This is a genomic window from Burkholderia sp. 10_S31, from assembly GCF_056930375.1.
Map to the genome: position 1 here is coordinate 2,609,758 of NZ_JBXOWK010000003.1, position 23,534 is coordinate 2,633,291.

Genomic DNA, 23,534 nt, shown 5'->3' on the forward strand with positions numbered 1-23,534 from the left:
CGCTCTCAATCGGTCTCAGTCGAGCCGCAGCTTCGCTTCGGCGAAGGCATACAGCGGGCGCCACAGCAGGCGGTTGAACAGGGTAACGAACAGGGACATCACGGCGATGCCCAGGATGATCTTCGGGAAGTCGCCGGCGGCTGTGGTCTGTGCGATATACGCGCCGAGGCCGTGCGCCTCGATCTTGGTCGTGCCCCACTGCACGGCTTCCGACACGATGCTCGCGTTCCACGCGCCGCCCGACGCGGTGATCGCGCCGGTCACGTAATACGGGAAGATGCCGGGCAGGATCGCCTGGCGCCACCACTGCCAGCCGCGGATCCGGAAATTCGTCGCGGCTTCGCGGTAATCGTTCGGATAGGACGTCGCGCCGGCAATCACGTTGAACAGGATATACCACTGCGTGCCGAGCACGATCAGCGGCGACAGCCAGATGTCTGCGTTCAGGTGGAAGCGCGCGATCACGATCACGAACACCGGGAACAGCAGGTTGGCCGGGAACGCGGCGAGGAACTGCGCGAGCGGCTGCAGCTTCTCGGCGAGCTTCGGGCGCAGCCCGATCCACACGCCGACCGGCACCCAGATCACCGATGCGATCGTGATCAGCACGACCACGCGCAGCAGCGTGATGAGCCCGAGCATGATCACATGGCCGACCTCGGCCATCGTCACGCCGGTCGACACGAAGCTGACGACGCGCCACACGATATAGGCTGTGCCGAGCAGCACGAGCGCCGCCCACGCGATGTCGACCGTGCGCGACGCCTTCTTCTCGACTTTGGGCAGCGTGAAGCGCATCGCGCCCGACAGCGGCAGGCGCAACGGAATCCGCGCGGCCTTCGCGAAGAACCAGCCGGCCGGCACGAGCAGCTGATGGATCAGGCGCGTACGGCGCACGAGGTCGAGCAGCCAGGATTGCGGCGCATCGCCCGACGCGGTGTTCTCCATCCGGAACTTGTCGGCCCACGCGATCAGCGGGCGGAACAGGAACTGGTCGTACGCGAGGATCACGACCGTCATCGTGAGGATCACCCAGCCGATCGCGCCGAAGTTCTTGTCCGAGATCGCTTGCGCGAGATACGCGCCGATCCCCGGCAGCGTGATCGTCTGGTTGCCGACGGTAATGGCCTCCGATGCGACGACGAAGAACCAGCCGCCCGACATCGACATCATCATGTTCCAGATCAGCCCGGGCATCGAGAACGGCACCTCGAGCTTCCAGAAGCGCTGCCACGACGTCAGGTGAAAGCCGCGCGACACTTCGTCCAGGTCGCGCGGCACCGTGCGCAGCGACTGGTAGAAGCTGAACGTCATGTTCCACGCCTGGCTCGTGAAGATCGCGAAGATCGCGGCGAGCTCGGCGCCGAGCACGCGGCTCGGGAACAGCGCGAGGAAGAACGTGACCGTAAACGAGATGAAGCCGAGCACCGGCACCGACTGCAGGATGTCGAGGATCGGGATCAGCACCATGCCGGCGCGGCGGCTTTTCGCGGCGAGCGTGCCGTAGACCAGCGTGAACGCGAGCGACGCGACCATCGCGGCGAGCATCCGCAGCGTGGTGCGCAACGCGTATTCGGGCAGGTTCGACGGATCGAGCGAGATCTTCTGGGTCTGAAGGGTCCCGATCGGCGCCATCGTTTCATGAAAGCCGACGACCGCCATCGCGATCAGGCAGATGATCAGCGGAAACGCGATGAAATCCCACCGGTTCGGCAGGACGCGCCACGCGGACGCGTTGGCGGTCCGGTTCGGATTGAAGAATCCGACGTCCATCAGGCGCCCTCCCCGGTAAGGCCGAACGAAGCCGGCAGACGATGTTGATTCATGGCAAAGCGCACGGGCGCGGTAATTCGACGCGGTAATTCGATTGATTCACGATCTCACGCCGGCGCGATACGCCGTGCGTGCAAGCTGCGGCCCGGCGCGGCGAGTCGGACCGCGACGGCACGACACTACACCAACCTGTATTTCAGGCTCAACCGTCCGGGGCCGGTGCGGCGCCGCGCGACGCGTGGGCGGTGCACGGATCGTGCCCGGCGCGCGGGCGGACGGACGGCGGGCGCGGTGCGGAGCAAGCCCGGCCGCAGTCGTTCGGCCGGCGTGCAGGCCCCGAATTATGCCGTGATCCGGGCCGGCCGGGAACCCGCCAGCCGCACACGGGCGCAAACCATGCCGGACGTCAGCGGACGATTGCGGCGAAGCAGGTATGATCGGGGCTAGCCCCCGGGGTCTGCCGACAAACAGCCCCCGGGGATCGACCGACCAGCGGGAGGAAGGGAATGGCAGGAAACTTGGTGATCGTCTGCCGCGATCAGGACGCCGATGCGTTCTACGAGCTGATGCAGGAGTACGGGTCGTTCCAGACCCGCCTGTCGTCGACGGCGTGGTACCTGAACATGAACGTCGTGCCGGAATCGCTGCAGGAGGAAATCCTGGAGCGCCTCGGCCGCTATACGACCGTCTATATCTTCGAGGCCACGAGCGTGACCTACAACACCATCGACAGCAACGCCGCCGAGACGCTCGGCACGCTGTTCGGCGAATGATGCCGCGCGGCGCCTGCCCGGCAGGCGCCGCACGCGCCGCTTACGCGGCCTGTGCGTGAAGTTCGTCCTTCGGCACCACGTCGAACGGGAACGTCATCGCCACGCGCAGGCCGCCCTCGGGACGGTTGCCGATCTCGCACGCCCCGCCCAGCCTCAGCACGAGCCGCTCGACGATCGCGAGCCCCAACCCGCTGTGGCCGTTCCCGCCGCGCGCGGGGTCGAGCCGCACGAACGGCCGCGTCGCGGCCGCCAGGTCGCGCGGCGCAATCCCGCCGCCACTGTCGCTGACCGCCAGCACGTAACCGGTCGGCGTACGCGCCGTCTCGACCAGCACGGGCGGCGCGCCGTATGCATGCGCATTGTCCAGCAGGTTCGACAGGATCCGGTCGAGCGTCGCGGTCGGCAGGCGGAAGCCTTCGTCGGCCGCGAGATGCGTCTGGACCGTCGGCGCGTTCGGTGCGACCGCACGATAGCTGCGCGCGATCCGCTCGCAGGTCTGGTCGACCGGCACGGGCTCGCTGCGGTCCGCCCCGCCGTGCGCAAACACGAGGAATTGGTCGACGATGTGCGACATCGAGTCGACATCGCGCACCACGCCGTCGCGCAGCCGCGCGTCGTCCATCATTTCAGCGCGCAGGCGCATCCGCGCGAGCGGCGTGCGCAGGTCGTGCGCGACGCCGGCCAGCATCACCGCGCGATCGTTTTCGGCCTGCGACACCTGTTCCACCATCTGGTTGAAGCCGTGCGTGAGCTGGCGCAGCTCGCGCGGGCCGCGCTCGCGCACCGGCGGCACCGGCTGGCCTCGGCCGAAGCGCGCGACCGCACGCGCCAGCGAGCGCAGCGGCTGCTGCAGTTGCCAGGCCGCGAACAGCGCGGCGATCACGCCGGCCGAGAAGATCGTGCCGAGCCACAGCAGCATTCGGTCGAGCGAGCGCGGCGGGCGCAGCGGCTGGACCGGCACCACGATCCAGTTGCGGTCGGTCGGCTCCTTGACCCACAGCACCGGCGGATGGCCCGGCGCGCCGATCTCGACCTGAGTGCCGGCCGGCATCCGATCGCTCACGTCGTCGCGAAAACGCTTGAGCGGCGCCGGCAGGTTCGTCTCGGCGCCCTTCGGCACGTCGGGACTGTCCGGCGACACGAGCCGCACCCGCGACGGCAGCGGCTGATCGGGCGTGCGCTCGACGTGCTGGCGCACCGCGTCGACGAGGAACGCGGCCTCCTCGACCGCGTAACGCGTCTGCATCTGGCTGCGCTCCAGGCGCATCGCGAAAAACCACGCGAAGTGCGACAGGAGCAGGACGCCGATGACGAGCAGCGCCAGCCGCCCGAACAGTGAATCAATGGGTTTGCGCATGGGCCTCGCCGTCGGGCACGAACACGTAGCCGCGCCCGCGGACCGTCTGGATGAAGCGCGGCGTCGACGGGTCCGTTTCCAGGATGCGGCGCAGGCGCCACACCTGGACGTCGATGCCGCGGTCGGTGCCGTCGTACTCGGGCCCGTGCAGCAGCTCGAGCAGCCGCTCGCGCGTGAGCGTGCGCAGCGCATGGTTCACGAAGATCTTCAGCAGCGCGAATTCGCTGCTCGACAGCGTCGCGGGCTTGCCGTCGACCGACAGCGTGCGCGCCTGGAAGTCGAGCAGGAAGCGGCCAAACGCGAACGGCTCGCGCTGCTCGGGCGCAGCCGCCGACGGCGTCGCGCGACGGCGGCGCAGCACGGCCTGCACGCGCGCGAGCAGCTCGCGCGGGTTGAACGGCTTGCCGAGGTAGTCGTCCGCGCCGAGCTCGAGCCCGACGATGCGGTCGACGTCGTCCGCGCGCGCGGTCAGCATGATCACGGGGATGTCGTCGCCGGCCGCGCGCAGCTGGCGCAGCGCGGTCAGGCCGTCCACGCCCGGCATCATCAGGTCCAGCACGATCAGGTCGGGCCGCTCGCGCTCGATGCGCTTCTCGAGCGTCGCCGCGTCGTGCAGCACGGACACTTCCATCCCCTGGCGCACGAGATAGTCGCGCAGCAGGTCTCGGAGTTCTTGGTCGTCGTCGACGATGAGGATCTGGGTAGTCATGGCTCGAAGTTTACCGCGCGAGCGCGGAGTCGCAGAACGATACAAAGGGACGAAAGGGTTACTGCGGGTTACGGCGCAAGGGAACTGTAATGCGCCGTAACCCGGCCGCCTCCCCGCGTAACACCGGCCGGAGCACGCGCCGCTAACCTGCGTCTTACCGGATGCGGCACACGGATCACCCCGCGCACCGCATCGCCGGACCCTTTGGATACAAGGAGTTTCTGAAATGTATAAGAAGACTTCCCGCGTGGCCATTGCGGCCGCCACCGTGCTCGCTCTCGCATTCGGCACCGCGCATGCGGCGCAACCCAACGACATGCCGCCGCCGGGCGGCCCCGGCATGCACCACATGCACGGCAGCCATGACGGCGGCCCGTTCGGCGCGATCATGAAGCTGCACGACCAGCTGAAGCTCAACGCGTCGCAGGAACAGCAATGGCAGACGGCCGTCAATACGATGAAGCAGAACCATGAAGCGATGCGCAAGAGCCACGAGCAGATGCGCGAGCAGTTCAAGGCGCAGCAGAACCAGCCGATCCTCGACCTGAACGCGATGCACGCCGCCCGCCAGCAGGCCGAGCAGCAGAATGCGCAGCTGCGCGAGCAGAGCTCGGCCGCCTGGCTCGCGTTCTACAACGGGCTGAACGACCAGCAGAAGACGACGGTCAGCACCGCACTGAAGCAGCAGTTCGCGAGGATGGAACAGCGTCACGAGAAGATGAAGGAACGCTGGCAGCAGCACCGCGCGGCCAAGGGCGCGTCGGCGCCGGCGCAGTAAGCCGGCAGGCCGCCTCGCCGGGCGGCATCACGGGGGACGCGGGCATCCGGCCCGCGTCCCCTGTTTCATTTCAGGCGACGTCGAACAGCAGCACCTCGGCCGCCCGGCCGCGTGCGAACGCGACCGCGTCCGCACCCGCGATGCGCGCGCCGTCGCCCGCGGCCAGCGCGTGGCCGTTGACCTCCACCTCGCCGCGGGCCACATGCACGTACGTGCCGCGTCCGGCCGGCACGCCGAAGGTCGCCTCCTCGTCGCCGTCGATCAGCCCCGCGAAGATCCGCGCGTCCGCACGGATCGACAACGCGCCGTCGTCCCCGTCCGGCGCTGCGACGAGCCGCAGGCGGCCGCGCCTCTCGTCGTCGGCGAAACGCCGCTGCGCATAGCCGGGCCGCCCACCGCGCTCGGCCGGCTGCAACCAGATCTGCAGCAGATGCAGCGCCCGGTCGCGCGACGCATTGGTTTCGCTGTGCACGAGCCCCGTGCCGGCGCTCATCCGCTGGACGCCGCCGGCGCGCACGATCGCGCCGTTGCCGAGGCTGTCGCGATGCGCGAGCGCGCCGTCCAGCACGTAGGTGACGATTTCGACGTCGCGGCGCGGCTGCATCCCGAAACCGCGCGTCGGCGCGATCCGGTCCTCGCTCAGCACACGCAGCGCACCGAGCGGCGCAGGCGCGGCCCCGGCATGGCCGGCAAGCGGAAAGCTGTGGCTCGACTCGAGCCAGCCCTGATGCGTGTGGCAGCGGTCGGCGGCGCGGCGAATCTGGAACATGGGGCGGGCACTCCGGCAGGCAGATCTTCTTTCTCGGGGTTTACCTGCACTGTAGAGGCGCGCCGGGCGCGCCACAATCCGGCGCCCGCGCATCGCATCGTTGCGCCCACGAACCCAATCGACGCAATACTCGTTGCGAATACCGCGATTGTCGCAACGCCCGGTTCGAGGAATCGATCGGTCGCGCCGGATTGCCGTTTTCCGGGTATCGCGTTCGGGTAAAATACCGCCCTTTTGGCGTTCGCCCGTCCGGCGAGCGCCGTTGCCAGGGCGCCGAAACACGAATTTTGGCCGTCTAGAATACGCCCGGCCCGACCGGCCGCGAGCGTCTCCCGGAAGTGAGCGACAAAAGGATGGAAATGAAGAAGGCCGCCCTGTGCGCCGCCCTCGCCCTCGTGGCGGGCAGCGCCTTCGCGAAAGAGTGGAAGACCGTGCGGATCGGTGTCGATGCCAGCTACCCGCCGTTCGAGTCGACCGCGCCGAGCGGCGAGATCGTCGGTTTCGACGTCGATCTCACCAAGGAAATCTGCAAGCGGATCAACGTGAAGTGCGTGTGGGTCGCGCAGGATCTCGACGGGATCATTCCCGCGCTGAAGGCGAAAAAGTACGACGTCATCGTGTCGTCGCTGACCGTCACGGACAAGCGCCGCGAGCAGATCGACTTCTCCGACAAGGTATACGACGCACCCGCACGGATGATCGCGAAGGCCGGCTCGCCGCTGCTGCCGACGGTCGCGTCGCTCAAGGGCAAGCACGTCGGCGTCGAACAGGGCTCGACGCAGGAATCCTACGCGAAGGCGTACTGGGAACCGCAAGGCGTGACGATCATTCCTTACCAGAACCAGGACCAGGTCTATGCCGATCTCGGCTCGGGCCGCCTCGACGCGACGCTGCAGGATGAACTGCAGGCCGACTACGGCTTCCTGCGCACGCCGCGCGGCAAGGGCTTCGCGTTCGCCGGGCCGGAAGTGAAGGATCCGAAGACGATTGGCGACGGCACCGCGATCGGCCTGCGCAAGGAAGACACGGACCTGAAGCTCAAGATCAACAAGGCGCTGGCCGACATGCACAAGGACGGCACGTACGACCGGCTGTCGCACAAGTATTTCTCGTTCAGCGTCTACTCGGCTCGCTGAGCGCCGACAATGACGGGAAGCGGATGCGGGGCAGCCCCGCGTCCGGCGGTACAGGCAGTCAACCACACGCCGCCCGCCCCCTCGCCCGCCGCTCGCGCGACGGGCTGGCCCGGCACCGTTGCCGGGGCGGACGGTCATGATATGCACGGGGCGTTCCGCGCAATTTGGCGGGCGCGTCTTTCGCGGCGCACCGCGTGCGCCCTCAGGGACCACACCAGGGACCACATATGTTTCTAGAAGGCTACGGCCCGCTGATCCTCGCAGGCACCTGGCAAACCGTCAAACTGGCGGTGCTTTCGCTCGCGCTGTCGTTCCTGCTCGGCCTGCTCGGCGCGGGTGCGAAGCTGTCGCGCAACCGCTTCACGAACGGCGTCGGCACCGTCTACACGACGTTGATCCGCGGCGTGCCCGACCTCGTGCTGATGCTGCTGCTGTTCTACAGCCTGCAGATCTGGCTGAACTCCGCGACCGACGCGCTCGGCTGGGACCAGATCGACATCGACCCGTTCCTCGCCGGCGTACTCGTGCTCGGCTTCATCTACGGCGCGTACTTCACCGAGACCTTCCGCGGCGCGTTCCTGTCGGTGCCGCGCGGCCAGCTCGAGGCCGGCAGCGCGTACGGGATGACCAACTGGCAGGTGTTCACGCGGATCATGTTCCCGCAGATGATGCGCTTCGCGCTGCCGGGCATCGGCAACAACTGGCAGGTGCTCGTGAAGTCGACCGCGCTCGTGTCGATCATCGGCCTCGCGGACGTCGTGAAGGCGTCGCAGGACGCCGGCAAGGGCACGCTGCGGTTCTTCTTCTTCACGCTGATCGCCGGTGCGGTCTACCTCGCCATCACGACGATCTCGAACTTCGTGCTGATGTGGCTCGAAAAGCGCTACTCGACCGGTGTCCGCAAGGCTGACCTATGATCGAACTCATCCAAGAATACTGGCGCAACTATCTCTACACCGACGGCTTCCGGATCACCGGCGTCGCGATCACGCTGTGGCTGCTGGTCGTGTCGATCGGCCTCGGCTTCTGCCTGTCGGTGCCGCTCGCGGTAGCCCGCGTGTCGAAGAAGAAGTGGCTGTCGGGTGCCGTGTGGCTCTACACGTACGTGTTCCGCGGCACGCCGCTCTACGTGCAGCTGCTGCTCTGCTACACCGGCCTCTACAGCCTGCAGGTCGTGCGCGGCACGCCGCTGCTCGACGCGTTCTTCCGCGACGGGATGCACTGCACGCTGCTGGCGTTCACGCTGAACACCTGCGCGTACACCACCGAGATCTTCGCGGGCGCGATCAAGGCGACGTCGTACGGCGAAATCGAGGCCGCGCGCGCGTACGGGATGTCCACGTTCACGATGTATCGCCGCGTGATCCTGCCGTCGGCGCTGCGCCGCGCGCTGCCGCTGTACAGCAACGAAGTGATCCTGATGCTGCACGCGACCACCGTTGCGTTCACCGCGACCGTGCCGGACATCCTGAAGATCGCCCGCGACGTGAACTCGGCGACCTACATGTCGTTCCATGCGTTCGGCATCGCCGCCCTGCTCTACCTCGTGATCTCGTTCACGCTCGTATGGCTGTTCCGCCAGGCCGAGCGTCGCTGGCTCGCGTATCTGCGCCCGCAAGGCAAGTAAGTTTTCGCAGGACTATATGAATTCCCAGACTCAGAAGCTTTTCGTCGACGATCTGCACAAGCGGTACGGCGACAACGAGGTGCTCAAGGGCGTGTCGCTGAAGGCGAACTCGGGCGACGTGATCAGCGTGATCGGCTCGTCCGGTTCCGGCAAGAGCACGATGCTGCGCTGTATCAACTTCCTCGAGCAGCCGAACGCGGGCCGCATCGTCGTCGACGGCGAGGAAGTGCGCACTACCCCCGACAAGACGGGCGCGCTGCGCGCGGCCGATTCGAAGCAGCTGCAGCGCGTGCGCACCAAGCTGTCGATGGTGTTCCAGCACTTCAACCTCTGGTCGCACATGAACGTGATCGAGAACGTGATGGAAGCGCCCGTCAACGTGCTCGGCATCCCGAAGAAGGAAGCCGAGGATCGCGCGCGCGAATATCTCGAGAAGGTCGGCCTCGCGCCGCGCGTCGAGAAGCAGTATCCGTCGCACCTGTCGGGCGGCCAGCAGCAGCGCGTGGCCATTGCTCGCGCACTGGCGATGCATCCGGACGTGATGCTGTTCGACGAGCCGACGTCGGCGCTCGACCCGGAGCTCGTCGGCGAAGTGCTGAAGGTGATGCAGAAGCTGGCCGAGGAAGGTCGCACGATGATTGTCGTCACGCACGAGATGGGCTTCGCGCGCAACGTGTCGAATCACGTGATGTTCCTGCACCAGGGGCGCGTCGAGGAAGAAGGCGTGCCGTCCGAGGTGTTCGCGAACCCGAAAAGCGAACGCCTGCGCGGGTTCCTGTCGGGCAGCCTCAAGTAACGCGCGCGACGCGTTACGACACGCGAACGGGCGCCATGCGGCGCCCGTTTTGCGTTTACGCGGCGTCCAGCGGCGCGCCGTCCGCGAACGCGCGCAGCGCATCGCCCGCGAGCCGGTAGCGCACCCATTCGCTCTGCGGTGCCGCGCCGACGCTTTCGTAGAAGCGAATCGCCGGCTCGTTCCAGTCGAGCACGCTCCACTCGAACCGCCCGCAGCCGGTGTCCACCGCGATGCGCGCGAGCGCCTTGAGCAGCCGCAGCCCGGCACCCGCACCGCGAAAGCGCGGCGATACGTACAGGTCCTCGAGATACAGCCCCTGGCGGCCAAGCCACGTCGAATACGAGAAGAAATACACGGCGAAGCCGGCCGGCTCGCCGTCGACCTCGCAGATCAGCGCGCGCGCCGGCGTGTCTTCGCCGAACAGGCTGCGCTCGAGCGACGCGGGCGTCGCGACCACTTCATGCTCCGCCTTTTCGTAGATGGCCAGCTCGGTGATGAAACGCAGGATCTGCGGCACGTCGGCGACGGTGGCCGAACGGATGTCGATTTGCACGGTAGGGAGCCCTCCTTCGGCCCGGACTGGAAACGGCATGCTGCGGCGCCCGCGCGAATGCACGTGGCGCCGCTCAGATCGACATGCTACGTTCAGCGTTCAACTGCAGGAAGTGCAGTTTCTTCATCCGGACGTGAACATGATGCATCCAGACCTGCGCCGTCTCGACCTGAACCTGCTGCTCGCGTTCGACGCGCTGTACCGGCACCGGTCGGTCGCCGCGGCCGCGCACGAGCTGGCGATGAGCCCGTCCGCGCTGAGCCACGCGCTCGCGCGGCTACGCGAAGCGATCGGCGATGCGCTGTTCGTGCGGCTCGGCAACGAGATGCAGCCGACCGTGCGCGCCGACGACATCGCCACCTGGGCCGGCGACGCGCTCGACGCGATGTCGAAGGGGCTCGCCCGCGCGCGCCGCTTCGATCCCGTGCAAAGCGACCGCACGTTCGTGTTCGCCGCGAGCGACTACACGGCGTTCGCCGTCTTGCCGGCATTGCTCGCGCGCATCGAGCAGGTCGCGCCGCGTCTGCGGATCCGCGTCGTGCACTCCGACCGAAAGATCTCGATCGACGAGCTCGCGGCCGGCCGCATCGATTTCGCGCTCGGCTATCACGAGGAGTCGGCCGCCGACGCGCCGGGCATCGAGGATTTCGACTGGTTCTCGGACGACTACGTGGTGATCGCGAGCGCCACGCATCCCGACATCCGCCGGCGGCTGACGCTCGACCAGTATCTCGCGGCGCGCCACGTGGTCGTCACGCCGTGGAACGAGTCGCGCGGCGTCGTCGACTACGTGCTCGACCGGCTCGGCCTCGCGCGGCAGGTCGCCGTGCAGTTGCCGAGCGTGCTGGCCGCGCCGTTCGTGATCGCGGAATCGGCGCTGCTGATGACAGTACCGAACCGCGCCGCGCAGGCATTGCGCCACGCGGCGCCGATCCGCGTCTTCCCCGCCCCGTTCGAGATCCCGCGCTACACGGTGAAGGTGTACTCGCACGCGAAGCACGCACGCACCGACGCGCACCGGTGGCTTCGCGCACAGCTGCTCGAAGCCCGACCGGCGCCCGGTTGATCCGGGCGCGCTTGCCCGGTGGTCACGGCGCCTTGTCGCACAAGCATTTCGGGCTCGGCCCGGCGACGGTGAATCGCCGCCAATTCATTACGAAATACTTACCAATTTCACCTCTTCGGCGCTTACGCTTGCGCTTCGACAACGTCAATAGTGGCAATCCTTGACCCACGGCCTCCGAATCCGTGTCTCCCTTGCCGGAGAAGGGTTTTACCGGAATCGGCTCCGCCTTGGGCACTCGCTGCGCACTCTGTTGCATGGCAATTTGGCGACACGTGTTAGTCAAACAACGATTTCCGTCGCCACAAAATTGTATTTTTGCTAAATTAGTAACCAAAGTAGCAAAACGAAGTTCGTGAAATGTAGTTTAGCTTCACGACACAACAAGGAGACCCGCAAGCCGACCCGGCAGCGCGGGACCGCTCAACGGTGTTCCGTCCGCTTGCCCGCGTGCCACGCTTACCGGCCCTGCACGAGGTCTCCCTGGTTATCCCGCTTTTCGCTTTTGCCCGGCGCTCGCCGCTCCGGGCATCTCGTGCAGTCTGGGTTGACTTTTTGACAGGGTATGGAGGAGATGATGAAGAAAGCTTTGGTCGCGGCCGCGCTGATGGCTGCTGGGGTGGTTACGGCGCACGCGCAGAGCAGCGTCACGCTGTATGGTCGCCTGGATGCCGGCCTTGAGTACCTGAACGGCCTGCAGAACGGCCACCAAGTGCGCGCGGAAAGCGGCGACTGGGGCACGAGCCTGTGGGGCTTGAAGGGCAGCGAAGACATCGGCGGCGGCAACAAGGTCCTGTTCCACCTGGAAGGCGCGTTCAACACGATGAACGGCGGGCTCGGCACGAGCGGCTCGATCTGGGATCGTTTCGCGACCGTCGGTATCTCGAACGACCACTACGGTACGCTGCTGCTGGGTCGCGAACTCGCGATCGCGAACGGCGTGTGGGACTTCGATCCGCTGGGCCAGTCGAGCTGGTCGTCGGCATCGCTGGTACGCGGCCGCAACTGGAACAAGACCAGCAACAACGTGTCGTACCAGTCGCCGCAGTTCTACGGCCTCGACTTCTACGGCCAGTTCGCATTCTCGAACTCGACCAGCTTCAACGGCAACACGACGGCCGGCCAGCCGGGTCGTGCAGCCGGCGCACAGATCACGTACACGAACTCGCTGTTCCAGTTGCGCGGCATCTACGACGAGACGCGCGACAGCAACGGCCGCTTCTCCGACGTGTTCAACTACTCGCGTGAATACTTCGCCGGCGCGAACGTGTTCCTCGGCCAGTTCAAGCTGCAGGCCGCCTATCAGGCGTCGCACGCGGACGGCAGCGGCGGCCCGGCCGTCAACAACGGCATCACCGGCACCCAGCAGGTCTGGGGCGGCGTGACGTGGCAGGCAACGCCGGCAGCAGCGCTGATCGCGGCCGTCTATCACGTGAACGCGAACCACGGCGGCGGCAACGCGAACATCTATACGGTCGGCGGTTCGTACAACATCTCGAAGCGCACGCTGTTCGACGTGCAGGTCGCGACGGTGCGCAACAGCAAGACCGCGAACTTCGGCCTGAACGCGAACGGTGCCGGCACCGCCGTGTCGACGGGCAACCCGCATCCGGGCGGCAGCCAGACCGGCGTCTACGCCGGCATCCAGCACCTGTTCTGATCAGGCGCCGTCCAGAGAACGATTCGACAACACTTTCCACGCTGCTGCGAGAGGCGCGTATCGGTGCGGTACCCATCCGGGTATCCGCACCGTTTTTTATTGGCGGGCGGAAATCGTGCGACTCCGGCCCGACCGACCGGATCGGCCGGATGCGGCGCTCAGACCGCCGCTTCGTTCTCTTCGCCGGTGCGGATGCGGATCACGCGCTCGACGTCCGACACGAAGATCTTGCCGTCGCCGATCTTGCCCGTGCGCGCCGCGCCGATCACCGCGTCGATCACCTGGTCGACCTGCGCTTCCGCGACAACCACCTCGATCTTCATCTTCGGCAGGAAATCGACGACGTATTCGGCGCCGCGGTACAGCTCGGTGTGCCCCTTCTGGCGGCCGAAGCCCTTCACTTCCGTCACGGTCAGGCCGGTGAGGCCGACTTCGGCGAGCGCTTCGCGGACTTCGTCCAGCTTGAACGGCTTGATGATGGCGGTGATGCGTTTCATGATGGTTGTCCCTCAATGCTCGTTTGGATGCAAAATCGCGATCCCGATTGTAAGCCGGCCGGCCGCGTACGGCCCAGCACGGCTCAGTCGAGACGTTCGGTAAAGCGTGACGTGATCGGATAGCGCCAGTCGCGCCCGAACGCGCGATGCGTGACGCGAATGCCGATCGGCGCCTGGCGGCGCTTGTATTCGTTGATCTTGATGAGCCGCGTCACGCGTGCGACGTCGGCCTCCGCATACCCGGCCGCGACGATCTCCGCGAGCGGCCGGTCCTCCTCCATGTACATCCGCATGATCGCGTCGAGCACGTCGTATGGCGGCAGGCTGTCCTGGTCCGTCTGGTTCTCGCGCAACTCGGCCGACGGCGCGCGTGTCAGGATCCGCTCGGGGATCACGTCGCGCAGCCCATAGTCGGCGCTCGCATTGCGATAGCGGCACAGCCGGTAGACCAGCGTTTTCGCGATGTCCTTGATCACCGCGAAGCCGCCGGCCATGTCGCCGTACAGCGTGCAGTAGCCGACCGCCATCTCGCTCTTGTTGCCGGTCGTCAGCACGATCGAGCCGAACTTGTTCGACAACGCCATCAGCAGCGTGCCGCGGATGCGCGCCTGAATGTTCTCTTCCGTCGCGTCCTCCGCGCGGCCCGCGAATTCGCCCGCGAGCGCCGCCCGGAACGCGTCGAACATCGGCGCGATCGCGATCTCGTCGTATTGCACGCCGACGCGCCGCGCCATTTCCGCCGCGTCGGTGGTCGAGATGTCGGCCGTGTAGCGCGACGGCATCATCACCGCGCGCACGCGTTCGGGCCCGAGCGCGTCGCATGCGACCGCGAGCACCAGCGCCGAATCGACGCCGCCCGACAGCCCGATCAGCACGCCGGGAAAGCCGTTCTTGCCGATATAGTCGCGCACGCCGGTCACGAGCGCGCGATAGACCTGCGCGTCGACCGGCAGCTCGGGCGCGATCGCGCCGGGCAGCGGGCACGCCCCGTCGAATTCGACGATCGCGTGCCCTTCGTCGAACTGCGGCATCCTGGCGACGAGCGTGCCCTGCGCATCGAGCACGAACGAGCCGCCGTCGAACACGAGTTCGTCCTGCCCGCCGACGAGGTTCACGTACACCATCGGCAGCCCGGTTTCGCGGATCCGCGCGCGCAGGATGTCGATGCGCAGCGCTTCCTTGTTCATGTGGTACGGCGACCCGTTCGGGATCAGCAGCACCTGCGCGCCCGCGGCCTTCGCGATCTGCGCGGCCGACGCATGCCATGCGTCCTCGCAGATGATCACGCCGAATTTCACGCCGTTCAGCTCGAACACGAGCGGTTGGGTGTCGGTCGCGAAATAGCGTTTCTCGTCGAACACGTCGGCATTCGGCAGGTCCTGCTTGCGGTAGGTGCCGACGATCTCGCCGCCGACGATCAGCGACACCGCGTTGTAGGTGTCGGTCGGCGGCACGCCGCGCTCGATCGGGCGGTTTGCATTACCATCGACGGCTGGCGCGTGCGCATCGCCGGCAGCGCTGCTGCCCGCACCGCTGCCCGCACCGCGCAACGGATGGCCGACCAGCACCGCGAGCCCGTCGAACGCGCGCAGCGCATCGGCGAGCGCGTCGAGCGCGGCGGCCGCCGCCGTGTAGAACGCAGGCCGCAGCAGCAGGTCTTCCGGCGGATAGCCGGACAGAGCGAGTTCGGGGGCGATCATCAGCTGCGCACCATCGTTGTGCGCGGCGCGAGCGGCCGCGACGACCCGCGCGACGTTGCCGGCGAAATCGCCGACGGTGACATTGATCTGGGCGAGAGCGAGTCGGGTCTTCATGACGGGATCGGCGCAGCCCGGCGGCACGCCCTGAACGGCTGACGAAATCGCCCCGGACGCGGGCCACGACGGCACGCATCCGGCGGCATCCAACAGTACGGATTCACGCTTGAAACACGAACGCATCGATTATCGCACGGGCATCCTGTCGTCCCCCGCCGAGGTGCCGGCCGACGAATGGAACGCGCTGCTCGAGCTCGACGCGCAGCCGACACCGTTCCTGCGCCACGAATTCCTCGACGCGCTGCACGTCGCGCGCTGCGCGGTCGACGATACCGGCTGGTCGCCGCACTTCGTCACGCTGGCCGATGCGCGCACGGGCCGGCTCGCGGCGGCCGCCCCCGTCTATGCGAAGCAGCATTCGTACGGCGAATACGTGTTCGACTGGGCATGGGCCGACGCGTATCAGCGCAACGGCCTGTCCTACTACCCGAAGCTGCTGTGCGCCGTGCCGTTCACGCCCGTGCAGGGCACGCGCCTCCTCGCGGCCGACGACGACGCGCGTCGCCGGCTCGCGGCGACGCTGCTCGCGTTCGCCGAGCAGAGCGACGTGTCGTCGCTGCACGTGCTGTTCCCGACTGGCGACGAAGCGCGGCTGCTCGAATCGATGGGGATGATGCTGCGCGAAGGCGTGCAGTTCCACTGGCTCAACGACGGCTACCGCGACTTCGACGACTTCCTCGGCACGCTCGAGCAGAAGAAGCGCAAGAACATCCGCGCGGAACGGCGCAAGGTGCGCGATGCCGGCGTCACGTTCCGGCGGCTCACCGGCGACCGGATCACCGATGCCGACTGGCGCTTCTTCTCGCGCTGCTACCGGCAGACCTACCGCGAGCACTATTCGAGCCCGTACCTGAATCTCGACTTCTTCCGCACGATCGGCGCGACGATGCCGGAGAACCTGCTGCTCGTGATCGCCGAAGCCGACGGCCAGCCGATCGCGAGCTCGCTCGCCGTCTACCGGCGCGGCGCAAACGGCGGCGGCACGCTGTACGGCCGCTACTGGGGTGCACTCGAACACGTGCCCTGCCTGCATTTCGAAACGGCGTACTACCAGCTGCTCGAGTTCTGCATCGAAGCCGGGCTCGACACGTTCGAGGGCGGCGCGCAGGGCGAACACAAGCTCGCGCGCGGCTTCCTGCCGACCGTCACGCATTCCGCGCACTGGCTCGCGCATCCGGCGTTCTCCGATGCGGTCGCGCACTTTCTCGCACGCGAGACCGAGCATATCCACGCGTACGTCGACGAGTTGCGCGAGCACGACCCGTTCCGGCGCAGCACGTGACGACGCTCGCGCATCGCGTCTTTCGCGGCGGCCGCCGCCATTTCTGAGACACTGGCGGCTTCGCATCCCGCCGCCTTCCCATGTCCTGGTTTCTGTATCTGATCGAGTGCGCCGACGATAGCGTCTACACGGGGATCACGACCGACGTCGCCGCGCGCTTCGACGAGCACGCATCCGGCAAGGGCGCGCGCTATACGCGCTCGCGCAAGCCGCGCGCGGTGCTCGCGTCGTTCCCGCTGCCCGACCGGTCGATCGCATCGCGTGCCGAGTACTGGGTGAAGCGGCTCACGGCCGCGCAGAAGCGCGAGCTGGCGGCCGGGATCCGGACGCTCGAGTCGGTGTTGCCGGCCGGCATGTCGATCGACGGGAGTGTGGAGGCGACCGGCGCGCAGGGCGGCTCGCGCGGGCGGAAGAAGACGAAGGGGAAGGAAAAACCCGCCGACGATGCGACGCAGCCTGCCGAAACGGAACGGCCCGTCAGGAAAGCCGCGAAGTCCGGTCGCGACGGGAAAGCGTCCGGATCGGCCAGGACCATGAAGTCGGGACAAGCCGCGCAGCAGGCGCCGGCGAAGGCCAAGGCCGCGCCCGCCAGCAAGCGTGCAAGGACCAGCGATGCTGCCGAAGTGAAGAAGACCGCATCGCGCGGCAAGTCGGCCACGAACGCGGCGCCGCAACGGAAAACACCGGCTCCAGGCGGGAAGTCCGTTACGGCCGGACGCACCGACACCACTTCCGCACCGGCGCGCGGCCGAGCATCGACAAGCAAGGGCGCCGTCGAAGCCGTCGAAGCCGTCGACGCCGCAGCGGCGAGCGTCGCCGCTCCACGCCGCGCAACCGGCGCGAAATGGGCGAAGTCCGCACCGCGCGCTGCCGCCCTGCCCGCCCCCGCTCGAAAGAAAGCCGCCGCACGCGCCGCACCGCGCACAAAACAAAACCGCGCGGCCTCCTGAGGAGACACGCGCGGTTTCCGTTCCGAACGAACCGGCGCGAGGCCGGCCAGCCGGCTTACTTCTTGTAGTTCGCGGCGCCGTCGGCAATTTCCTTGTGCGCGGCATCGATGCCGGCCCAGCCTTCGACCTTCACCCACTTGCCCTTCTCGAGCGCCTTGTACTGCTCGAAGAAGTGCTTGATCTGATCCTTCAGGTATTCGGGCACGTCGTCGATCGACTTCAGGTTCGCCGTCATCGGGCAGACCTTATCGTGCGGGACGGCGACGAGCTTCGCGTCGACGCCCGATTCGTCGGTCATCTGCAGCATGCCAAGCACGCGCGAACGCACGATCGAGCCGGCCAGCAGCGGGAACGGCGTGATCACCAGCACGTCGACCGGATCGCCGTCGCCCGACAGCGTCTGCGGAATGTAGCCGTAGTTCACCGGGTAGCGCATGCCGGTACCGATGAAGCGGTCGACGACGAGGAGACCCAGCTCCTTGTCTGCCTCGTACTTCACCGGATCGCTCTGCGCGGGGATCTCGATGATCACGTTGAAATCGTGCGGCAGGTCCTTGCCGGCCGGAACATGATTGAAGCTCATAGCGCTCTCTGTTGGTCGATGGGAATTCGGGACAGGGCGCCCGCGCCGATGCACCGCCGCGGGCGTCCCCGCAGGGAATGCGCCATTATAGCCAATCGACCGGTGGCGTCCGGATGACGATCGGCGCGATAATCGTTCCGGATGTCCGGCCACCGAACCACGGGCGACGTTGCATGTCGACCGCGAAGCATGGGACCCGAGTAAGGGCTAAAGCGCTAGCTCGGGGTCGACCGCGAAGCATGGGACCCGAGTAAGCGCTAAAGCGCTAACTCGGGGTCGACCGCGAAGCATGGGACCCGAGTAAGCGCTAAAGCGCTAACTCGGGGTCGACAGGAGCAGGCATGGAAGAAGCGAAGCACTTCATCGCGGGCGAATGGACGTTGCCCGCGCAACTGGAGACGATCCCGGTCGTCGATCCCTCCGACGGCCAGCCGTTCGCGACGATCGCACGCGGCACGGCGCCCGACATCGAGCGCGCGGTCGCCGCGGCCCGCGACGCATTCGCAGGCCCGTGGGGCGCGGCGAGCGCCGCCGAGCGCGGCCGCGTGCTGATGCGGCTGTCGGCGCGCATCGCCGACCATCTCGAGGAACTCGCGACGATCGAGGCGCGCGACACCGGCAAACCGCTGAAGCAGGCGCGCGCCGACGCCGCCGCGCTCGCACGCTACTTCGAGTTCTACGCGGGCGCCGCCGACAAGCTGCACGGCGAGACCCTCCCCTATCAGGCCGGCTATACGGTGCTGACCGTGCGCGAGCCGCACGGCGTCACCGGCCACATCGTGCCGTGGAACTACCCGATGCAGATCTTCGGGCGCAGCGTCGGCGCGGCGCTCGCGGCGGGCAACGCATGCGTCGTGAAGCCGGCCGAGGATGCATGCCTGTCGGTGCTGCGCGTCGCCGAGCTGGCCGCCGAAGCCGGGCTGCCGGCCGGTGCGCTGAATATCGTCACCGGCTACGGCCATGAAGCGGGCGCCGCGCTCGCGCGCCATCCCGGCATCGACCACATCTCGTTTACGGGCTCGCCCGCGACCGGCAAGCTGGTCACGCAGATGGCCGCCGAGAACCACGTGCCCGTCACGCTCGAGCTCGGCGGCAAGTCGCCGCAGATCGTGTTCGCCGACGCCGACCTCGAAGCGGCGCTGCCCGTGCTCGTGTCGGCGATCGTGCAGAACGGCGGGCAGACCTGCTCGGCCGGCAGCCGCGTGCTGATCGAACGCGCGGTCTACGAGCCGCTCGTCGAACGGCTCGCCACCGCCTTCAACGGGCTGCGGGTCGGCCCGAGCCGCGCGGATCTCGACTGCGGCCCGCTGATCAACGCGAAGCAGCAGCAGCGCGTGTGGGATTTCCTGTCCGACGCGCAGCACGACGGCATTCCGATGGCCGCGCACGGCCAGGTCGTCGCCGATGCGCCCGAGAGCGGCTTCTACCAGGCGCCCGCGCTGCTGCGCGACGTGCCGCCGTCGCACCGGCTCGCGCAGGAAGAAGTGTTCGGCCCGGTGCTCGCCGCGATGCGGTTCGTCGACGAAGACGAAGCGGTCGCGCTCGCGAACGGCACACCGTACGGCCTCGTCGCGGGCATCTGGACCCGCGACGGCGCTCGCCAGCTGCGTCTCGCGCGGCGCCTGCGCGCAGGGCAGGTGTTCATCAACAATTACGGCGCAGGCGGCGGCGTCGAGCTGCCGTTCGGCGGCGTCGGCCACTCGGGCCACGGCCGCGAGAAAGGCTTCGAGGCGCTGTACGGCTTCACCGCGCTGAAGACGATCGCGATCCGGCACGGCTGAACCAGGCGAACCCGGCCGGCAACCGCCGGCCGCGCGCCGAAACACCATGCACTCTTCCAACACAGGAGACACACCATGCGGTTGAGCGGCAAGACGGCCATCGTCACGGGCGGCGGTTCGGGCTTCGGCGAAGGCATCGCGAAGACCTATGCGCGCGAAGGCGCGAACGTCGTCGTCAACGATCTGAACGGCGCGGCGGCCGAGCGCGTCGCGAGCGAGATCGCGCTGGCAGGCGGCAAGGCGATCGCGGTCGCGGGCGACGTGTCGAAGGACGCCGACTGGCGCGCGCTGCTACAGGCCGCGCTCGACGATTTCCATTCGGTGCAGATCGTCGTGAACAACGCGGGCACCACGCACCGCAACAAGCCGGTGCTCGACGTGACGGAAGCCGAGTTCGATCGCGTGTACGCCGTCAACATGAAGAGCCTGTTCTGGAGCGTGCAGACCTTCGTTCCGTATTTCCGCTCGCAGGGCGGCGGCGTGTTCGTGAACGTCGCGTCGACGGCCGGCGTGCGGCCGCGCCCGGGCCTCGTCTGGTACAACAGCACGAAGGGCGCGATGATCACCGCGAGCAAGTCGCTCGCGGCCGAGCTCGGCGCCGACCGGATCCGCGTGAACTGCATCAACCCGGTGCTCGGCGAGACGGGCCTGATGACCGAGTTCATGGGCTGCGAGGACACGCCGGAGAATCGCCGACGGTTCCTGGCGACGATTCCGCTCGGCCGCTTCTCGACGCCGCAGGACATCGCGAACGCGGCCCTTTACCTCGCATCCGACGACGCCGAGTTCATCACCGGCGTCTGCCTCGAAGTCGACGGCGGGCGCTGCATCTAGCCGCACGACCGCAATCGCGCCGCGCCGGCATCGCCGGCCGGCGCCGCATCCACGCATCGGCATTGCTCGCACGACACCGGATCGGGCGCCTGCGCACCCGCTCCGGCCCATGACAAGACAAGATATAAGGAGACAACATGGCAACATCGACGCAATCGCTGCCGGGCTCGTCCGGCGCATTCGAGGAAGCGACCTACCGCAAGGTGTCGTGGCGGCTCACGCCGCTCCTGTTGCTGTGCTACGTGGTCGCGTATCTCGACCGCGTGAACGTCGGCTTCGCGAAGCTGCAGATGGCGAGCGACCTGAATCTCAGCGACACCGTCTACGGGCTCGGCGCCGGGATCTTCTTCTTCGGCTACTTCCTGTTCGAAGTCCCGAGCAACATCATCCTGCACAAGGTCGGCGCGCGCGTGTGGATCGCGCGGATCATGGCGACGTGGGGCGTGATCTCGATCCTGACGATGTTCGTCACGACGCCCGCGATGTTCTACGTGATGCGCTTCCTGCTCGGCGTCGCCGAAGCCGGCTTCTTCCCCGGCGTGATCCTGTACCTCACGTACTGGTATCCCGCGCACCGGCGCGGCCGGATGACGACGTTCTTCATGACCGCCGTCGCGCTGTCCGGCGTGATCGGCGGACCGATCTCGGGCTTCATCCTGAAGGCGTTCAACGGCGTGAGCGGCTGGCACGGCTGGCAATGGCTGTTCCTGCTCGAAGGAATCCCGTCGGTGCTGGCCGGCGTGCTCGTGTTCTTCTCGCTCGACGACCGGATCTCGAAAGCGAATTGGCTCACCAACGAAGAAAAGGCGCTGCTCGCGCGCAACGTCGACGCCGAGGAAGCGACCAAGGAAGACCTGCCGCTCGGCGCGGTGATGGCGAGCCCGCGCGTGTGGCTGATGGCGCTCATCTATTTCTCGTTCGTGATGGGGCTGTACGGCGTCGGCTTCTGGCTGCCGACGATCATCAAGGCAACCGGCGTGACCGATACGTTCACGATCGGCCTGCTGTCCGCGATTCCGTATGCGGCGGCCGTGGTCGCAATGATCCTGATCGCGCGCAGCGCGGACAAGCGGCGCGAGAGACGCTGGCACCTTGCGATTCCGGCCGCGTTCGGTGCGCTCGGGCTCGTGCTGTCGGTGATCTGGGCGCACCAGACGGCGCTCGCGATGCTCGGCCTCACACTCGCGACGATGGGCATCCTGACGACGCTGCCGCTGTTCTGGAGCCTGCCGACCGCGTTCCTCGGCGGCGCGGCGGCCGCGGCCGGCATCGCGATGATCAACTCGATCGGCAACCTCGCAGGCTTCCTGAGCCCGTACATGATGGGCTGGCTCAAGCAGGCGACGGGCGCCAACGACGCGGGCATGTACATGCTCGCCGGTTTCCTCGTGCTCGGCGGGCTGCTCGCGCTGTCGGTGCCGAAGCGGCTCGTCGACAAGTGACGCGACGCACCGCGATGTCGTTCTTCGCGAGCGAGGACGACCTGCGCCGGCTCGGCGCGTAGCGCATCCGGGCCGGCCAGCAAGGCTGGCATCGGACAAAAAAATGCCCCGAAGGCCATCCGGCGTTCGGGGCATTTCCGCGTGCGGCGCACGAGCGCCGCCGCGTCAGACCACGGTGATCGCGAGCGCGCTTTCGCGGTAGTGCTTCGCCGCCTTGTCGGTTTCGCCGAGATGCTCGAACAGGCGTGCGAGCGCGCGATGCGCACGCACCTTCAGCGCCTCGTTGTCGGCCTGCTTCAGCGCCGCCTCGAGGAACGACTGCGCCTTGCCCCACAGCTGCTGCTGCTGGCAGAGGCGACCGAGCGCGAACAGCAGGTCGGCATCTTCCGGGTGACCCTTCTTCCACCCCTCGGCCTTCTGGATCAGCGGCAGCGCATCGCCGCCGGCCGTATCCGGATAGCGGCGCAGCAGCCGCGCATCCCAGTTGTGCGCGAGCGCTTCCTCGACGATGCGGCGCGCTTCGGTGCGGCGCTCGAGCGGTACCAGCAGCTCGGCCGCGAGATCGGCGAGGCGCGGCGACTGCCGCTCGAGCGGCGACAACGACTGCCACACCTCGAGCAGCGCGTCCGGGTCGTGCCGGCGTTCGCGCAGCAGGTTCTCCGCCGCCTGCTGGCGCAGCCGCACGGCTGCGGCCGGATGCAGCGCCTCGCGCTTCTCGAGCGCCTTCGCGAGCTTCAGCACCTCGGCCCAGTTCTTCAACTGCTGCTGCGCACGCAGTGCGACCTGCTGCGCATGGATGCGCTTGCCGCCCGCCTGCAGGTCGGCCAGCGCGGCGAGCGCGCCGTCGGCATCGCGTGCATCCGCGCGCATGTCGGCCGCGGCGAGCAGCCGGGCATCCTGCCATTCGGGCGCGTCGACCTTCGACAGCCAGTCGTCGCGGCGCGTGTACTCGTGCATCCGGTGCGCAGCGGTCGCCGCGACGAGACTCGCGGCGCCCTGGTTCGCATCGACCGCGAGCGCGTCGCGCGCGGCCTTCTCGGCGCGCGAGAAACGCCCTGCGTACAGGTTCGCGATCGCATCGCGCAGCGACGCCTGCGCCTTCTCGTTGCGCGAACGCGCACGATACGCGGCGACCCGCTGCGGCATGCGCCAGATGTTGCGCACGATGCGCAGCAGCGCGTACATGACGATGAACAGCACGACGATGGCGATCACGAACAGGTTCAGCGACACGTCGATCCGGTACGGCGGATAGACGAGCAGCACCTGCCCCGCGTCGAAACGGCCCACGGTGGCGAGTCCCGCGGCGATCGCGAACAGGATCGCGAGCCAGACGATTCCTCGAAGCGTCATC

Annotated in this window: 22 protein-coding genes; 13 read left to right on the forward strand and 9 right to left on the reverse strand. The window is 67.5% G+C overall.

Annotated features, from left to right (window positions below; translation table 11 throughout):
• Positions 1–15: 15 nt before the first annotated feature.
• Positions 16–1,773: an ABC transporter permease gene (locus tag AC1Z3W_RS32280; RefSeq protein WP_057925991.1), complete on the reverse strand. Its 1,758-nt coding sequence runs from the start codon at positions 1,771–1,773 to the stop codon at positions 16–18.
• A gap of 506 nt (positions 1,774–2,279) precedes the next feature.
• Here AC1Z3W_RS32280 and AC1Z3W_RS32285 point away from each other — a divergent pair.
• A complete protein-coding gene (locus AC1Z3W_RS32285) occupies positions 2,280–2,546 on the forward strand; it encodes a double-stranded DNA-specific endonuclease (protein WP_027786765.1) in 267 nt (88 codons plus the stop codon).
• 40 nt (positions 2,547–2,586) lie between these two features.
• On the opposite strand, the gene AC1Z3W_RS32290 is transcribed toward AC1Z3W_RS32285, so the two are convergent.
• A complete protein-coding gene (locus AC1Z3W_RS32290) occupies positions 2,587–3,903 on the reverse strand; it encodes an ATP-binding protein (RefSeq protein ID WP_057925992.1) in 1,317 nt (438 codons plus the stop codon).
• Positions 3,887–4,612, reverse strand: coding sequence for a response regulator (locus AC1Z3W_RS32295; RefSeq protein WP_483509299.1), 726 nt, complete (start codon positions 4,610–4,612; stop codon positions 3,887–3,889). The genes AC1Z3W_RS32290 and AC1Z3W_RS32295 overlap by 17 nt, the downstream gene beginning before the upstream one ends.
• Positions 4,613–4,838: 226 nt before the next feature.
• On the opposite strand from AC1Z3W_RS32295, the gene AC1Z3W_RS32300 reads away from it, so the two are divergent.
• Positions 4,839–5,390: a Spy/CpxP family protein refolding chaperone gene (locus AC1Z3W_RS32300; RefSeq protein WP_057925993.1), complete on the forward strand. Its 552-nt coding sequence runs from the start codon at positions 4,839–4,841 to the stop codon at positions 5,388–5,390.
• Positions 5,391–5,460: 70 nt separating this feature from the next.
• Here the strand turns inward: AC1Z3W_RS32300 and AC1Z3W_RS32305 are convergent, their stop codons facing one another.
• Positions 5,461–6,159 carry a pirin family protein gene (locus AC1Z3W_RS32305; RefSeq protein ID WP_483509300.1) on the reverse strand — a complete coding sequence of 233 codons (699 nt, stop codon included), beginning with the start codon at positions 6,157–6,159 and terminating at the stop codon, positions 5,461–5,463.
• Between the two features lie 359 nt (positions 6,160–6,518).
• Between AC1Z3W_RS32305 and AC1Z3W_RS32310 the strand changes: the two genes are divergently transcribed.
• The 4 genes from AC1Z3W_RS32310 (at position 6,519) to AC1Z3W_RS32325 (ending at position 9,718) form a co-directional block, all read left to right on the forward strand.
• Positions 6,519–7,295 carry an ABC transporter substrate-binding protein gene (locus AC1Z3W_RS32310; RefSeq protein WP_057925995.1) on the forward strand — a complete coding sequence of 259 codons (777 nt, stop codon included), beginning with the start codon at positions 6,519–6,521 and terminating at the stop codon, positions 7,293–7,295.
• A 227-nt stretch (positions 7,296–7,522) separates the two neighbouring features.
• Positions 7,523–8,212, forward strand: a complete 690-nt coding sequence (locus AC1Z3W_RS32315) for an ABC transporter permease (RefSeq protein ID WP_057925996.1) — start codon at positions 7,523–7,525, stop codon at positions 8,210–8,212.
• The gene (locus AC1Z3W_RS32320) at positions 8,209–8,922 is read left to right on the forward strand and encodes an ABC transporter permease (RefSeq protein ID WP_057925997.1); all 714 of its coding nucleotides are present in this window, start codon (positions 8,209–8,211) and stop codon (positions 8,920–8,922) included. Before AC1Z3W_RS32315 ends, AC1Z3W_RS32320 begins: the two co-directional genes overlap by 4 nt.
• Positions 8,923–8,938: 16 nt before the next feature.
• Positions 8,939–9,718: an ABC transporter ATP-binding protein gene (locus AC1Z3W_RS32325; RefSeq protein WP_057925998.1), complete on the forward strand. Its 780-nt coding sequence runs from the start codon at positions 8,939–8,941 to the stop codon at positions 9,716–9,718.
• Positions 9,719–9,773: 55 nt separating this feature from the next.
• Here the strand turns inward: AC1Z3W_RS32325 and AC1Z3W_RS32330 are convergent, their stop codons facing one another.
• Entirely contained in the window at positions 9,774–10,271 is a 498-nt protein-coding gene (locus AC1Z3W_RS32330) for an N-acetyltransferase family protein (RefSeq protein WP_483509301.1), read from the reverse strand.
• Between the two features lie 139 nt (positions 10,272–10,410).
• Between AC1Z3W_RS32330 and AC1Z3W_RS32335 the strand changes: the two genes are divergently transcribed.
• Positions 10,411–11,337, forward strand: coding sequence for a LysR family transcriptional regulator (locus tag AC1Z3W_RS32335; RefSeq protein ID WP_124834417.1), 927 nt, complete (start codon positions 10,411–10,413; stop codon positions 11,335–11,337).
• Between the two features lie 571 nt (positions 11,338–11,908).
• Positions 11,909–12,994, forward strand: a complete 1,086-nt coding sequence (locus tag AC1Z3W_RS32340; protein ID WP_057926207.1) for a porin — start codon at positions 11,909–11,911, stop codon at positions 12,992–12,994.
• A gap of 158 nt (positions 12,995–13,152) precedes the next feature.
• Here the strand turns inward: AC1Z3W_RS32340 and AC1Z3W_RS32345 are convergent, their stop codons facing one another.
• Together AC1Z3W_RS32345 and AC1Z3W_RS32350 are read right to left on the reverse strand one after the other, a co-directional pair.
• Positions 13,153–13,491, reverse strand: coding sequence for a P-II family nitrogen regulator (locus AC1Z3W_RS32345; RefSeq protein WP_006398637.1), 339 nt, complete (start codon positions 13,489–13,491; stop codon positions 13,153–13,155).
• Between the two features lie 83 nt (positions 13,492–13,574).
• Positions 13,575–15,305: an NAD+ synthase gene (locus AC1Z3W_RS32350; RefSeq protein ID WP_483509302.1), complete on the reverse strand. Its 1,731-nt coding sequence runs from the start codon at positions 15,303–15,305 to the stop codon at positions 13,575–13,577.
• Between the two features lie 109 nt (positions 15,306–15,414).
• Here AC1Z3W_RS32350 and AC1Z3W_RS32355 point away from each other — a divergent pair, with 109 nt between their 5' ends.
• Together AC1Z3W_RS32355 and AC1Z3W_RS32360 are read left to right on the forward strand one after the other, a co-directional pair.
• The gene (locus AC1Z3W_RS32355) at positions 15,415–16,590 is read left to right on the forward strand and encodes a GNAT family N-acetyltransferase (RefSeq protein ID WP_124834419.1); all 1,176 of its coding nucleotides are present in this window, start codon (positions 15,415–15,417) and stop codon (positions 16,588–16,590) included.
• A gap of 80 nt (positions 16,591–16,670) precedes the next feature.
• A complete protein-coding gene (locus AC1Z3W_RS32360) occupies positions 16,671–17,540 on the forward strand; it encodes a GIY-YIG nuclease family protein (protein WP_124834420.1) in 870 nt (289 codons plus the stop codon).
• A gap of 55 nt (positions 17,541–17,595) precedes the next feature.
• Here AC1Z3W_RS32360 and ppa read toward each other — a convergent pair whose 3' ends face one another.
• A complete protein-coding gene (gene ppa / locus AC1Z3W_RS32365) occupies positions 17,596–18,123 on the reverse strand; it encodes an inorganic diphosphatase (RefSeq protein WP_011885693.1) in 528 nt (175 codons plus the stop codon).
• A gap of 341 nt (positions 18,124–18,464) precedes the next feature.
• Here ppa and AC1Z3W_RS32370 point away from each other — a divergent pair, with 341 nt between their 5' ends.
• From AC1Z3W_RS32370 to AC1Z3W_RS32380, 3 genes are all read left to right on the forward strand, one after another.
• A complete protein-coding gene (locus AC1Z3W_RS32370; RefSeq protein WP_057926002.1) occupies positions 18,465–19,904 on the forward strand; it encodes an aldehyde dehydrogenase family protein in 1,440 nt (479 codons plus the stop codon).
• A 75-nt stretch (positions 19,905–19,979) separates the two neighbouring features.
• Positions 19,980–20,738, forward strand: a complete 759-nt coding sequence (locus AC1Z3W_RS32375; protein ID WP_057926003.1) for an SDR family oxidoreductase — start codon at positions 19,980–19,982, stop codon at positions 20,736–20,738.
• Positions 20,739–20,875: 137 nt separating this feature from the next.
• Complete coding sequence (locus AC1Z3W_RS32380) at positions 20,876–22,180, forward strand: MFS transporter (RefSeq protein WP_124834422.1); 1,305 nt, start codon at positions 20,876–20,878, stop codon at positions 22,178–22,180.
• A 165-nt stretch (positions 22,181–22,345) separates the two neighbouring features.
• On the opposite strand, the gene AC1Z3W_RS32385 is transcribed toward AC1Z3W_RS32380, so the two are convergent.
• On the reverse strand, positions 22,346–23,533 hold the full coding sequence (locus AC1Z3W_RS32385; protein ID WP_483509303.1) for a heme biosynthesis HemY N-terminal domain-containing protein: 1,188 nt from the start codon (positions 23,531–23,533) through the stop codon (positions 22,346–22,348).
• Position 23,534: the final 1 nt, after the last annotated feature.